Below are 13,669 nucleotides of genomic sequence, written 5' to 3'. Positions count from 1 at the left end.
ATGACGAACCAGACTATGACGGACCAGACGATGACAAACCAAGCCATGACGAACCCGACCCCGAACCCGAACCCGGATCGCAGTCCCCTGAACGAACCAACCGGCATCCGCCTGCTGAAAACCGGCATGGTGCTTGCCGTCGGTCTGTGGGCGCTGCTGGTCACTTTCAACAACCTGGCTGACTACGAGAGCAACTGGCGGTTCGTGCAGCACGTCCTGTCCATGGACACGGTGTTTTCAGACAATGCCCTGAAGCACCGCGCCATCACCGACGTCCGGCTGCAGACCGCCGCCTACTGGCTGATCATCGCGGCCGAATCCCTGATGGCCGGGCTGTGCCTGCTGGGGGCGCTGCGTTTGTTTCTCGCCCGGCGCACCCGCGCCCGCTTCATCCGCGCCAAGACGGTCGCGGCCAGCGGGCTGGCGCTGGTGTTTCTGACGTATTTCGTGGGATTCGTGATCATCGGCGGCGAATGGTTCTGCATGTGGCAATCGCCCCTCTGGAACGGTCAGGAAAAGGCGGTGATGTTCCTGACCTGCGCCATGCTGGTCTTGATTGTGCTGCTGCTCGACGAGCCGCCGGCCTGACGGGCAGCAGGCCCGACACCGCGCTTGCACGCCAGGCCAAGGCCGCCGAACCCTGTCACGCAGGGGCGGCCTGGCGCAATTTGCGCCGGGCCAATGCGGTGGCGGTGTGGATATCGTCGCAGAACCGCACGCCCCGTATCCCGTGGCTGACCAGGGTGCGGCGCACGGCCGGCGTGCCCGCCGTAATGTACACGCGCGCCTTGCGGCGCTTGGCCTTGTGCGCAAAGCCCTCGATGCTGGCCACGGCGGTGGCGTCCAGCAAGGACACGGCGGACAAGTCCATGATGTAGGCTTTGGGCTGATCCGCAATGCGATCCAGCACAGATTCCACCGCTGCGGTGGCCCCGAAGAAAAACGCCCCCGTCACCCGGATCACCGCAATTTCCGGGTCATTGGCCGCCGGCGACCTCGAATCCAGATCCTCCGACGGCTCACCCACCGCGTCGGGCACGTCGTCCTCGACGCGAGGGCTGTGGTGTTCCACCGAAACCGCCTGCGACATCCGATGCAGAAACAACAGGGTACTGCAGGCAAAGCCCACCAGAATCCCCTCGCTGAGATCGCGGAAAATGACCAGCAGGAAGGTCACCATCAGCACGATGGCATCGCCCCACGAAGCGCGCAGCAACAGCATGAAGGCGTGTTTCTCGACCATGTTCCACGCCACGATCACCAACACCCCCGCCAAGGCGGCCAGAGGAATATACGAGGCCACGGGGGCGGCAACCAGCACGAACAGCAGCAAGAACACCGCGTGCAGCATGCCCGCCACCGGCCCGTGGGCCCCCGAACGCACGTTGGTGGCGGTGCGGGCGATATTGCCCGTGACGCAAATGCCGCCAAACAAGGGGGTCACCACATTGGCCACCCCCTGGGCGACCAATTCGCAATTGGATCGGTGCCGCCGCCCGGTCATGGAATCGGCCACCACCGCCGACAGCAGGCTTTCGATGCAGCCCAGCAGGGTAAACGCCAGCGCCGTGGGCAGCACCGCCACTACTTTGTCCCAGGTGATGGCGGGCCAGTGCGGCATGGGGAGGGTCTGCGGAATCCCGCCGAAACGGCTGCCGATGGTATCCACCGGCCACTGCAAGCCAGACGCCAGCACCGTGGCCACCGCCACCGCAATCAGAAACGATGGCCACTGGGGACGCAAACGGCGCACCAGCAGGATCACGCCGACGGTGACGGCCGCCACCACCACCGCCATGACGCCAAACGTGGGCAGCGCGCCCCCGATCGCCTGCAGCTTGGGCCACAGCGGGCCGGGCTCGTGATCCAGCCGCAGGCCCAGAAGGTCTTTGATCTGGCTGGCGAAAATAATCACGGCAATGCCGGCGGTAAAGCCCACCGTGACGGGGTAAGGAATATATTTGATGAAGACCCCCAGGCGCAGCAAACCCATGGCGATCAGCATCAAGCCGGAAATCAGGGTGGCCAGCAACAAGCCTTCCACGCCATGCTGCGCAACGGCAGCGGCCACCAGCACGATGAAAGCCCCAGCCGGCCCGCCGATCTGAAAACGGCTGCCGCCCAGCGCGGACACGATGAACCCCCCAAAGATCGAGGCATACAGGCCGCGATCGGGGGTGACCCCGGAGGCAATGGCAATCGCCATGGACAAGGGCAGCGCCACGATGGCGACGGTCAGCCCCGCGACGGCATCCGCCCGCAGGCCGGCCAAGCCATAGCCCTGCTTGAGGATCGTCCATAGTTTCGGGGTGTAAAGATCAAGGAATTCAGAGGAATTGGCCGCAGTGCCCATCGTATCGCCAACAATACAAATTTAAACTAAATTTCAGCAAGATACGTAGGGATACACGCATCTGACGTCAATCCAAATCATAAAACAGATTGGGCCGGACATCGGCCGAGCCAGACGCTATTTTTGCAACGACACCCTCGCGGGTGGCGGAACCGATCCGGCGGCCTTGCGCGCTGCGGCGCCCGGCCCCGCCACCCGCTGCGCGGCAGCCGGGCTATCGTGGCATCCGCTGCCGGCGGCAGCGGTGTCCGCCAGGCAGCAAGCCTTCGTTTTCAATCTTCTTTTTCTGAAGACGTTTCGCCACGCGCAGCAGCATTGTCACGCTTTTGCTTTGCCTGTTCTTCCCTCATTTCGGGGGAAACCCAGTTCAAGGGTTCGACGACAATGCCTTTTTTCTTGGGAGTGACGGGTTTTCTCACGCATGATGCTCCTATTCATATGTCCGACGGCACCATGCCCCGGACGCCCTAGTAAAGGGTATCCCATATGAAAGAAAAAGTCCAATTTATACAAAGACTTAGAAAACAGCAGCCCTTCCATGCGGCAGCGACGCAGCGGCGCAGCGGCGGCCCGGATACGGGGCCGCCGGGTGGCGCGCAATAGCGCGGATCAGAACGTCGTGCGCAAGGTGACTTCCACACTGCGGCCGGTGCCCGGCAGGGAATCGAAGGCGGCGCGGTATTCCTTGTCCAGGATATTGTTGAACTGCACCCCGACCTGCACCTTGCGATCCTTGCCGTGCGTGCCGCCGAAGGCCAGGTTCAGCGTGCCCCAGCCCGGCAGGCGGTCGCTCTCGGTCTCGCTGGTGGCCTGTTTGATCGACGTGGCGGCGCGCACGAACAGGTCGGCCCAGACGTCGGCACCGTACAGCATCGTGTCATAGCGCACCCCCAGGCGGCCCGAGAAAGACGGCACGCCACTGTCCTTGGTCGAATAGGCGGCGTATTTCAGTTCTCGCTGCATCCACGCGCCGGACACGTAGGGCGTGAAGTTCGTGCCGGGCAGCGCGTATTCGGCCACCAGTTCGACACCGTGGGTCTCGGCGCGGTTGGCGTTGACATAGGTGTAATCGTTGACGCCGTAGCCCGCCGGGCAGGTGCCCGCCGCAGCGCATCGGGTGGAGCTGATGTAGTCTTTGGCGCGCGTGTAGAACACGGCGGAATCCAGAACCACGCCGGCGTGCTGGTAGCGGGCGCCCAATTCGTAGTTCTGCGAGGTTTCGGGCTTGAGGCCGGGGTTGGCCCGCGTCAGATTGCCGCTGCCGGCCGTGGTGTCGGTATACAGCTGCATCAGGGTCGGCGTGGTGTAGCCTTCGGAATACAGGGCGCGCAGGGTGGTGTTTTCCAGGCCGGTCCAGGTCAGGCCCAGGGACTTGACCAGGCGGTTGGTGGTGCTGTCGCCCTGGCCCGCCAGGGCGGCGTTGGTGGTGTCGTCCAGGCTCGAACTCACATGGTAGTAGCGCAGGCCGGCGGTCAGCTTGAAGTCCCGCGCGAAGGACCATTCATCCTGGGCGAACACCGAGGTCGTCTGAAGCGAGGCGCGGGTGTGCGTCGGGCTGACGGTGACCTTCGTGCCAGGCATCGGCATGGGCGGCTTGGTTGCAGTGGTCGTGATGCTGTTCTTGCTGGTATCCAGGTCGTCCATCAGGTACTGCAGGCCGGCGATCGTATAGTGATCCGGGTGCAGCGCCAGATCGATCTGCGCGGTGCCGCCGTAGTTCAGGTTGCGGTCGTCCGAGGTGGCGGTGTTCTTGACGTTCATGAACGGGGTGGGCTGAACCTCGACCCGGTTCTCGAACAATCGATCCACGGTCTGGTGGTAGGCGTCCACATGAATCTTGCGCACCACCGGGCTCAGATCCTTCGCGTCGTAGTACAGGCCGACCTTGCGCAGGTCGCGCTTGGGCAGGTCGATCCCGAAATCACGGATCGGCGCCTGAATATAATCGGGATCCGTCCAACTGTCGGTGCTCAACTTGTGCTGCTCGGCCTTCAGCGCCAGGTAGTGATTGCGGTTCTGGCCGAAGGTATAGCCCAGATGCAGCGAGACATCGTTGTCGCGGTAGTTGGTGCCGTCCAAATGGCCGGTCTGCGTATAGGTGCCGTTGGGCACCTTGCGGTCGTGGTGGCGGTCGGCGCTGCCCGAGAGGCGGTAGTCGAAATCGCCCAGGGTGCCGGACACGGCGGCCCAGCCCTGCCAGCCGCGCGTGCCCGAATAATACGTGCCGCCCAGCTCAAGCTGGACGGGCTTGGGCGCGCCGCGCTTGGTGATGATATTGACCACGCCGCCGATGGCCTTGGCGCCGTACAGCACCGAGGCCGGCCCGCGGATCACGTCGATGCGCTCGACGTTGGCCGGATCCACCAGGATGGGCGTGCCGTAGTCGCTATGGTCGGTGATTTCCTGCCCGTCCACCAGGATGGTCACGCGGTGCGAGGATTCGCCCCGGATGCGCAGGCGCTGCATGCCCGGCACGGAGGCATCCACGACTTCGATGCCGGGCACGTCACGCACCAGGTCGGCGATGCTGCTGGGCGCCTGGCGTTCGAGCTGTTCCTGATCCACGACCGAGACCGAGGCGGGGTTGTCCATGACGGGGAGTTCGGTGCGCGTGCCCGTCACGGTGATGGTATCGAGCCAGGTGGCGTGCGGCGCGCCCGCTTCTCGCGCACCAGCTTCTTGCGCGCAGGCTACACCTGCCGCCAGCGGCAGGCTGAATGCCAGCACCAGCGCGCGCGCGCCGACGCGCAGCGTGGCGGCAGCTTCCCCCTGGCCCATGAGCGTGTGATTCATTTTTTGGTTTCCTGTATAGGTCAGTCTCAACAGGAATGTCGGGGTGCGGTCATGGCTCGTGGGGCAGTAAAAGAAGGGAGAGGCGGCGTGTGCTCGCCCGGCGCGAGCTCCACTATATGGAAATATAGTGTTTTTATCAATCATAATGATAATTGTTTTGATTTAGATCAAGAGTGCCCGGTGTGGTGGCGCAACAGTGGAAAGCTCTTGAAGGTGGTGCGGCGGCGGCGCGAACATTTCTTTCTGTTCCGCCTTGACACATCAAGCAAATTGGCAATCCTTGGGCATTTTTTTAACATACCCAAAACACGGGACTGTGTGCCCCAACCTGAAACACACAGACAGTGACGATAGCAATGGCGAAGTCGATGACAGCGACGACGAAGATGAAGATGGATCAGGCAGCGGCTGGGCCGGACGCGGACGGCGGTGAAACATGGCGGGCATCCAAAACAGGGTGCAGCCATTGTGAATGCCTGCCCGGCAAACCACTATCCCGGAAAAATCCTGACGGCTAAAAATGTCATGGATTGTCGTGTTGGTATGCGCGTTACGACCATTCCCCCTAAGCGAATGGCTTACTCTTTAACCGTATGACATTCAGGCAAGAATCTAAATCTGCTTAACCAGTATCCCATTTGCTTTGCCATCTGGCCGTGGGGCTTGCTTCATCCCCAGCCTGCAGCTTTGCTTCAGAAGATGTTGTACTAAGAGCGTACCGCTTTCTTGCCCGGGTTGGGCCTTGTCATTAAAGCAATCGCGGCGGCACACCTTAATCCTTGAACACGTCATCCAAGACCTGGGCATCCACAAAATTCAATGACCAGGCTTCCAACTGGGCGCTGTTGGCCGAACGGATTTTTTCATGGACGTCGTCGGCTTGTGCGCCAAAGCGGCGTTCGACCAAGCGCAGCAACAAATTGGCCTGGCCTTGCTCAATGCCCCGCTCAATCCCCTGCTCAATGCCCATCTTCAGCCCTTGCTGGGTATACACCCGCTCGGCAATCGTCACGTAGCTCATTTCATGCTCCTGTTCCAGCTGCCGGGCAGCCTGCAAATAATCGGTTTCCAGATCGGTGGGCAGGCGCACCACCCATTCCACCAGACGCACCAGTTGACCAATTCGATCCCGGTCGTAGCCATAGCCGTACAAGCGTCGCACCAAATCGACCAAAGGCCGCAACCGCGTGGTCTTGTCCGGGTGGCGGGACGCCTGGATTTGCGCCATCACAAACACCGCAAACGGGTTGTGCGGGGCCAGAGCATCCAGGTCGTCCAGCCGATTGGCCCATTGCCTTAATTCTACAACCGGGAAGACGAATTCGGTCTTTTGCGACAGGTACTTATCCTGATAAGCCAGCTGCGTGACCGGCGCCTGCCCAGCGCCGGGCTGGTCGATCAGTATGCCCAGGCTGTAGATGGGCGGTGGGGTCGCCAGACCCTGCCGGCGCATTTCACGGATCTGCAGCAGCGTGTGGTACTGGAAGACGCGTCAGGAAAACGCCCGGAAATCCGCCTCGGTGGCCAGCCGCCCCTGGACTTCCAGGTGCACCTGCAAATACACAGGGAGCCCCGACAATAGCCGCACCTTAACCAGCTTGTCCACCACTTGACGGCCTTTGGATGGAACCGCCGCATGCCGGATGGCCTGCAATTCCTTATCCAGGAACTCAATCGGGGCTGCCCAATCGACCAGCGCGTATAAGTCCGGGGCCAGCAGCTGGATGGCCTGCGGGAAGAACAATTCCAGCGCCTCTTTCCAGGGGCTGTCGTAGTCGTTCACGGGGCGGGTGGTCATGGCGGGCATCCAGAACAGGAGCAGCCCATTGTGAACACCGCCCGGGCAAACGGCCAGCCCGGAAAAATGCGGACGGACACAAAGGTCACGGCGGGCCGGCGCACCATGAAAAAAATCCGGGCGGCCTTTTTTCACATCCACCCTAAAGTTCCCCGCCCCCCCTCCGTTAACGAGTCAGAACAGGAGGTCACTCGGTTTGTCATCCTGGGCAATAAGGGCGGATCTCCGCCAAACTACTTAGGAGTCTCTCATGGCTGTCATTAACACCAACTACCTTGCTCTGGTCTCCCAGAACAACCTGAACAAATCCCAGTCCGCCCTGGGTACTTCGATCGAACGCCTGTCTTCCGGCCTGCGCATCAACAGCGCCAAGGACGACGCCGCCGGCCAAGCCATCGCCAACCGTTTCACGGCCCAGATCACCGGCCTGTCCCAGGCTGCCCGCAATGCCAACGACGGTATTTCCATCGCGCAGACGACGGAAGGCTCCCTGAACGAAATCAACAACAACTTGCAGCGCATCCGCCAACTGGCCGTGCAAGCCTACAACGGCACGAACTCCGACGATGACTTGGATTCCATCAACGCTGAAATCAAGCAGCGCCTGGACGAAATCGACCGCGTGGCCCAACAAAGCGAATTCAACGGCGTGAAAGTGCTGAATGGCTCCATCCCCTCCGGTTCAGGCCAAGGCCTGGCCATCCAGGTTGGCGCCCGTGACGACCAGACCATCAGCATCAAGGGCACCGATGCCCAGGTTTCCGCCCTGTTGAGCGGAGCAACGTCCATCACTTCAGCCGGCCTGACGCGCTCTGCCGCCGTTTCGGGCGCAGGTGCTGCCCAAGGCGTGGTGTCTGGCGCCCTGAAGGAAATCGACGCGGCCATCGCGAGCGTCGACAAGATGCGCAGCGATCTGGGTGCTGTCCAGAACCGCTTCGAATCCACCATTGCCAACCTGAACAACACTATCAACAACCTGTCGGCTTCGCGTTCGCGCATCGAGGACGCCGACTACGCGGTGGAAGTGTCCAACATGACACGCGCCCAAATCCTGCAGCAAGCCGGTACGGCCGTGCTGGCACAGGCCAACCAGGTGCCGCAAACCATGCTGTCCCTGCTGCGTTAAGCGGCACCGCCATAGGGGTGGGCTCCGTTCCACCCCATCCGGCAAAAAACCGTCGATACACATCGACGGTTTTTTTACGCCACACCACCTATCCAGGGCCCGGTTTCCATCATGCCAGAAAAGCTCCTGATCACCCGCCTGGCTGGCCTGGGCGATGTTGCGTCAATCCTCATTCCGGCTGTTTCAGGCCTGTCCCGAGCAGCGGCGCCAGATACCGTCATCGACGTACTGACCTACGATGCCGGGATCGAACTCATGGATCTGGTTCCCATCGTCACCGACGTCCTGGGCATTACACCCGAGCAGTGGCCACGCGACCTGACGCCCGCCATGGAAAGCTTCACAAACATTGCGCGCTTCATTGCGTCGCGCCAATATGACCGGATCATCTGCCTGGACACCTGGTTTATGCCCTGTTTCCTGGCACAGGTGCTCAAGGATGCCGGTTTCAACGTCGAAGGCAATCATTTAGATCGGTCGATAAGCGACCTTAATCTCGCCTTGGGTGCAGGCAAGCTCGATGCCTCGTATTTTTCCAATACGCGCTACATGCGCAGCACCTACCCCAAGATGTCGGACTGGCAGCAGCCATGGTGGCTAAAGCCGCACACCGCAGCCCACTACCCCGAATACTATTTAAACCACTGCTGCGGCTTCACCTGGCCTGTGGATATCCGCCTGCGGATCAGCCCCGACCCGTCATTACGCCAGGCTGTCGCGGGAAAAAAAATCATCGCGCTCTCCACACAAGGCAGCGCGGCGCTGAAACACTATAAACAGGCAGAACAACTGACGCGGATACTGCAATCCGCAGGCTACCATGTCTGGAGCAGGTTTGACGGCAGCCAGCCCATGGCAACGACCCTTGGTCAGCTGGCGGCCACAGATCTTCTCATCACTGTCCCGACATCCACCCAATGGCTTGCCAAGCTGGTCGGGTGCCCGTCCTTGATGATCCCGGGCGCCATGCACCCCGATATCCTGGGAGCCGAATACACCATTGCCCAATCGGAAGACTGCCAATACTGCTGTCAGACCGGCTGCCCAGCAGGCCGAAACTACGCCTGCATGGACATCCCCGCGCAACAGATCCTGGAAAAAGTGCAAGCCATCCTGGGCTAAACAGATGGCGCGGCATCCTCGATCGCAGCGCCCCACGCATGCGCCCACTGATCCAGAAAGCGGCCTTCCAGCATCCAGTTTTCCAGGACAGCATGGCGCAAGGCATCGCCCTGTCGGGCCAAGGCGTCCAGATCAGCCAGATGGCTGCGGATCGCCTGAGTCCAATCACGCGGACGATTGCGCACCCGCGTGATGGGCAGGTCACCCTGATAGGGGTCGATATCCGTTGCGATGATCGGCACCCCGCAGGCGCCAAATTCAAGCACCCGCAGATTGCTTTTGCAGCGATTGAATTGATTGATTTCCAGCGGCACCACGGCCAAGTCCAGATTCAGGCTGGCCAGCTTTGCGGGGTATTGGTCAATCGCCACCCCCGGGTGATACTCGCAAGCCACGCCTTCAGGCTGCATCCCCATGAACACCCATTCGACCTCGCCCTGCAAATCCTGCACGACAGACCGGATTTCCGCCAAATCCCCCGTATGGCTGATGCCCCCCGCCCAGCCTACCCGCGGCTTGCGGCCCACCCGCCGCCGAGACTGCAAATCCCCCCAGATCGCACGCGGCAGGCCGTTGCGCGCCACCCGGATATCGGCATGGTAATCCCGATATTCCTCGGCCAGCACGGGCGTGGACACCACCAGCCAATCCACTTCCTCAATCGCCCGGCGCATTTTCTTAATTTCGCTTTGCGGCATGCGCTGGCGATAAATGCTGCGGGTGGGAATATTCGGCAGGTAGTCATCGAATTCCAGCACGACCTTGGCCTGAGTCAGATCCCGGTAGCGGCGGATTTCCTCCAGGATACCGTCCACGATCCACGCCCCCTGCAGCACCAGGACGTCGGGCCGCACCCTGGCGACGTCGCCGAAATAATAATTCCCGATCTTCAGGCTGCCATCCAGGCGCAATTCATCCGACAGTGCGTGGAAAGGATGCAAAATACGATAATGGCCGCAGCCCTCCCAGTCCGCATGCATCGCCATCACGACCGGCAGCGGCCGCCCTGGCAAGGGCGCTTGTATCCGCGATGCATCCCGGCTCAAGGCAAAGCCCGGCGAGAACTTGTCGAAGGCGGGATGATAGTTCGGGTCGCGGGCCAACTGCGGCAGCCAGCGGGCAAACAGGCGATCCCGATCCGCCGCGTCCGGCGCTTCCCGAACGCCGGACTGCTTGCTGGACAAGCGCGTCGCCCCGCCGATATGCCGCAGGCCGGTGTCCGGCTCCAAGACCAGCAGATACCCCGCCTGGGTCGCCTTCAGGCACAGATCGGTATCGGCATAGTAAATTGGAAAATCCTGGGCATCGAACCCGCCCAGTTCCTGGAACACACTGCGTCGCATCATCAGGCACGACGCCCCCAGCGCGCTGACATCCTGCTGCGCCACCATGCGTTTCATATAGCCGCGGCGGTCGGCCGGCTGTCCATGGAAAGCCGCCCCCACGCAGCCGTTCAGGCCCAGCACCAGGCCATTTTGATCCACCTTGCCATCGGGCAGATCCAGCCGGGCGCCTGCCGCGCCCACCTCCGGCCGCAAGGCCAGGGACAGCAATCGCTGCAGCCAATCCGCCCGCGTCTGATCGGTAAAACAGATATCGTTGTCCAAAAACAGCACGGCCTCGCCACGCGCCTGCTGTACGGCAAAATTACCCATGGCGGCAAAGTCGAAAGCCTGGGGCCAGCGCAACACCCGGATTTGCGCTGTGCCCATCGCGGCCAATTGGGCCAGGAATTCAACCGCACCCGCCTCCTGGCTGCCATTGTCCACAATCAACAGTTCATAATGCGGATAGGTGGTGTGCGCCATCAAGCCTTCAATGCAGGCGCGCAGCACCGGCAATTGGTCGCGCGTGGGGATGACGATCGACACCAGCGGCTGCGAATCCAGGGGATAGGCGACCCGGGAGACCCCCGGATGCGGCGTCGCTTCCACCGTCGCCTGCGACCCCATCCGCGTCAGATGGGCCTGCGCCGCCACCGGCGCCCAGACCTGCGTCCGGGCGGACTCCACCCAATCCAACAAGCCGACCGCGCCATACCGCAGGACTTCGGGAAGATGCCCCACCACGGGCGGCCCGACCTGTTCCACCAAACGCCAAAGCAAATCCACCGGCGCCAAGTCATCCAGCCGATCGTCCAGGCCGCCCGCCGCTTGCACGGCCGCCGTGCTGATGATCAGGCTGCGGCCCACATAGGGGTAGCTGCGCAGTAGATCCACATTGAAATCGGGCTTCAGCATGGGGTTGGCCGGCTCACCGTCGATCAGCGCGGCTTCGTCCGTATACCAGACCAGAGGGTCGGGGCTGCGCAGGCGATATTCACCCATCAACAGCGTGGCCTGCGGCAGCAGGCGGTCGCCCGCATGCACGATCCAGATGAAATCCGGGGCGCCCCCACGGGCAACGCGGTCGGACAGCCGCTTGGGCCAGCCGCCCTCGCCCTGCACGATTTCAATGCCATCGCCGGCCGCCACAGCGGGGATATCGTCACCAATCAGCCAGACGCCATCCACAGGACGGTGCTGGACACCCAGGCTTTCCAGGGTATCGGCCAGCGGCTGAAGATCCCGGGCATCCGGGACGACAACGGCCACGCCCAGGGTGCCCACATCGGGATTGGCCCGCAGCATGGTCTGAATGGCCAGGACGCGGGCGGCGGAAGGGGTGCGCTCGGCGATCCAGTCGGGGACGGACCAGGATTCGGTTTCTGGATTTAAAGAACGCAACAAGACTGCTTGTCGAGTACGGATGCGTTCTGCTAAATCGAGAGGTGCAAAGCCTTGGCGTGGATTGTTCAGAGGCTTGACACGAACCAGGTGGTTATCTTTGGCTCGATACCAACCCAATTCACGAATCATGCGTCTGAAATCATTGTGGCCTTTTTCACCGATGCCAGGCTGATCGCGTCCTTGCTGGCTGAATTGCTCTTTGGAAACACGAAATGCGGAATAAGGCGTATCCAACAGAGCGAGGTTGCCCTGGCGTAATAACTTGACCACCATGGCCAAATCACCAACCCACTCTATATGCAACCCCCCCAAGTAAAATAAATTGCTGCACCAATCATATACGCTATTACGGCGCATCATGATGGAACTTGGCTCACCAACAAAATTTAAAGCAATATCACCAAAAAAGGAAGCAAGATCCTTTCCGTGAATTATTGAATCCTGATCGAAAAAATCGACTGTAGCGATGTTTTCAGGCAAACGATCATCTTTTTCATCTATCAACAATCGACGAGAGCTAACAACAGAAACATCCTCGTAATTCTGAAGGATACGCACGAATCTAGATAAGCATCCCGGCAATAGAACATCATCATCAAAAAGCGGTTTTATATAAACCCCTCTCGTTCTATAAATGCAGCGTCCAAAGTTCCAACCGCCGCCAAGAACTCTTTCATTCTTATAATATCTAAAATTTTTTATATTATTGACTTTAATAAAATCATCAACAACAACCCGAACATCATCCGTTAGGCAATCATCGCCGATCACCACCTCGTAATCCAGAAAGTCCTGGGCCAGCAAGCTGTCAAGCGTGGCTCGAAGATACTTCCCCCGAAAAGTTGGAATCACTATGGAAACCAAAGGGGGGCTCTCATCCTGCTGCGTTTCAAAATCCGTTGCCATCAATCTATCCTTAGAGCACATACAATCAAACTTTCTGGATCAAATAACTATTTTCAAAACCACGAACAGAACCCAAAACATTGTATTGGCTAAAATAGCCGCCTGCCCGCAACAAATCGACGGCGGGCCCCACCTCCGGGCTATAGGCAGCATCCGCATAGTCATCGAATACGACAAACCCGCCCGGCACGACACTCGGGGCATATAACAGAAAATCCAGCAAAACATTGCGGCCTTCGTGGCCACCATCAATGTGCAACAATGCCACCGTGGGATTCAATGCATAAAAATCCGCCGCGCATAGCTCGGAAAAACCACGCAATACCATGACGTTCGGGAACAGCAGCCGCTTGTAATGGCTGAATTCCTCGAACTGCTTATCCAAGGCAAACGGGTCGATGCCGATCACCCGGCGCTGCCGGTTGCAGACCTCGTTCATCAGACTCAGGGATTTGCCTTTCCAGACGCCGATCTCAACGACATCCCCGGGCAAATCGCCCAACAGATTGCATAGATAGGCCAGCAAACGCACCTGATCATGGAAGGAAAGCTCTTTCCTGGCCATGGCCTGTTCGGCGGGCAACAGGGCCTGCGCCTGGCGAAAGCTGTCGCCCAACAAGCTCCAGACGGTGGCCACCATCTGCTGCAGCTGCGGAGTTTCCAGAAAGTCGTATAACTGTTTTTTATTGATCATCTTGACGTACCGCCGTTTTCCATCACATTGAAAGACGCCACCCCGGGATTGCTCTCGCAGCCATCGCGGCATGCAACCCAGAAAACGCCCATTGGCCCCCAACGCCCCCCTTCCCGCAGCCTACTGCGGGTCTGGCGGTTGAGGTATC

General features: G+C 60.3%; 10 protein-coding genes and 1 pseudogene. 3 read left to right on the top strand and 8 right to left on the bottom strand.

The window, feature by feature from the left end; genetic code table 11:
• The first annotated feature begins 45 nt into the window (after positions 1–45).
• Positions 46–588 (top strand): DUF2165 family protein, encoded by a 543-nt coding sequence (locus tag ACMHYJ_RS00210; protein ID WP_414244182.1) that lies wholly within the window; start codon positions 46–48, stop codon positions 586–588.
• Positions 589–643: 55 nt separating this feature from the next.
• Here ACMHYJ_RS00210 and ACMHYJ_RS00205 read toward each other — a convergent pair whose 3' ends face one another.
• The 5 genes from ACMHYJ_RS00205 to ACMHYJ_RS00185 all read right to left on the bottom strand — a co-directional run bounded on the left by ACMHYJ_RS00205 (position 644) and on the right by ACMHYJ_RS00185 (position 6,944).
• Positions 644–2,353 (bottom strand): SulP family inorganic anion transporter, encoded by a 1,710-nt coding sequence (locus ACMHYJ_RS00205; protein WP_414244181.1) that lies wholly within the window; start codon positions 2,351–2,353, stop codon positions 644–646.
• Between the two features lie 272 nt (positions 2,354–2,625).
• Positions 2,626–2,772: a hypothetical protein gene (locus ACMHYJ_RS00200; RefSeq protein WP_414244180.1), complete on the bottom strand. Its 147-nt coding sequence runs from the start codon at positions 2,770–2,772 to the stop codon at positions 2,626–2,628.
• Positions 2,773–2,962: 190 nt separating this feature from the next.
• Positions 2,963–5,146, bottom strand: coding sequence for a TonB-dependent receptor plug domain-containing protein (locus tag ACMHYJ_RS00195; protein WP_414244179.1), 2,184 nt, complete (start codon positions 5,144–5,146; stop codon positions 2,963–2,965).
• A 772-nt stretch (positions 5,147–5,918) separates the two neighbouring features.
• Complete coding sequence (locus tag ACMHYJ_RS00190; protein ID WP_414244178.1) at positions 5,919–6,599, bottom strand: DUF4351 domain-containing protein; 681 nt, start codon at positions 6,597–6,599, stop codon at positions 5,919–5,921.
• 39 nt (positions 6,600–6,638) lie between these two features.
• Entirely contained in the window at positions 6,639–6,944 is a 306-nt protein-coding gene (locus ACMHYJ_RS00185; RefSeq protein ID WP_414244177.1) for a hypothetical protein, read from the bottom strand.
• Positions 6,945–7,194: 250 nt separating this feature from the next.
• On the opposite strand from ACMHYJ_RS00185, the gene ACMHYJ_RS00180 reads away from it, so the two are divergent.
• Positions 7,195–8,070 carry a flagellin gene (locus tag ACMHYJ_RS00180; RefSeq protein ID WP_414244176.1) on the top strand — a complete coding sequence of 292 codons (876 nt, stop codon included), beginning with the start codon at positions 7,195–7,197 and terminating at the stop codon, positions 8,068–8,070.
• A 111-nt stretch (positions 8,071–8,181) separates the two neighbouring features.
• Complete coding sequence (locus ACMHYJ_RS00175) at positions 8,182–9,192, top strand: hypothetical protein (RefSeq protein WP_414244175.1); 1,011 nt, start codon at positions 8,182–8,184, stop codon at positions 9,190–9,192.
• Here the strand turns inward: ACMHYJ_RS00175 and ACMHYJ_RS00170 are convergent.
• From ACMHYJ_RS00170 to ACMHYJ_RS00160, 3 genes and pseudogenes are all read right to left on the bottom strand, one after another.
• On the bottom strand, positions 9,189–11,921 hold the full coding sequence (locus tag ACMHYJ_RS00170; RefSeq protein ID WP_414244820.1) for a glycosyltransferase: 2,733 nt from the start codon (positions 11,919–11,921) through the stop codon (positions 9,189–9,191). The genes ACMHYJ_RS00175 and ACMHYJ_RS00170 overlap by 4 nt on opposite strands.
• A gap of 492 nt (positions 11,922–12,413) precedes the next feature.
• Positions 12,414–12,827 (bottom strand): annotated as a pseudogene (locus ACMHYJ_RS00165) (glycosyltransferase family 2 protein); the annotation flags it as partial.
• A gap of 25 nt (positions 12,828–12,852) precedes the next feature.
• On the bottom strand, positions 12,853–13,521 hold the full coding sequence (locus tag ACMHYJ_RS00160; protein WP_414244174.1) for a class I SAM-dependent methyltransferase: 669 nt from the start codon (positions 13,519–13,521) through the stop codon (positions 12,853–12,855).
• Positions 13,522–13,669: the final 148 nt, after the last annotated feature.

The sequence above is a fragment of the Castellaniella hirudinis genome (genome assembly GCF_047468865.1).
Classification (GTDB): domain Bacteria; phylum Pseudomonadota; class Gammaproteobacteria; order Burkholderiales; family Burkholderiaceae_B; genus Castellaniella; species Castellaniella hirudinis_A.
Note: the sequence above shows the minus strand (reverse complement) of the source record. Positions and strands in the feature narration are given on the sequence as shown.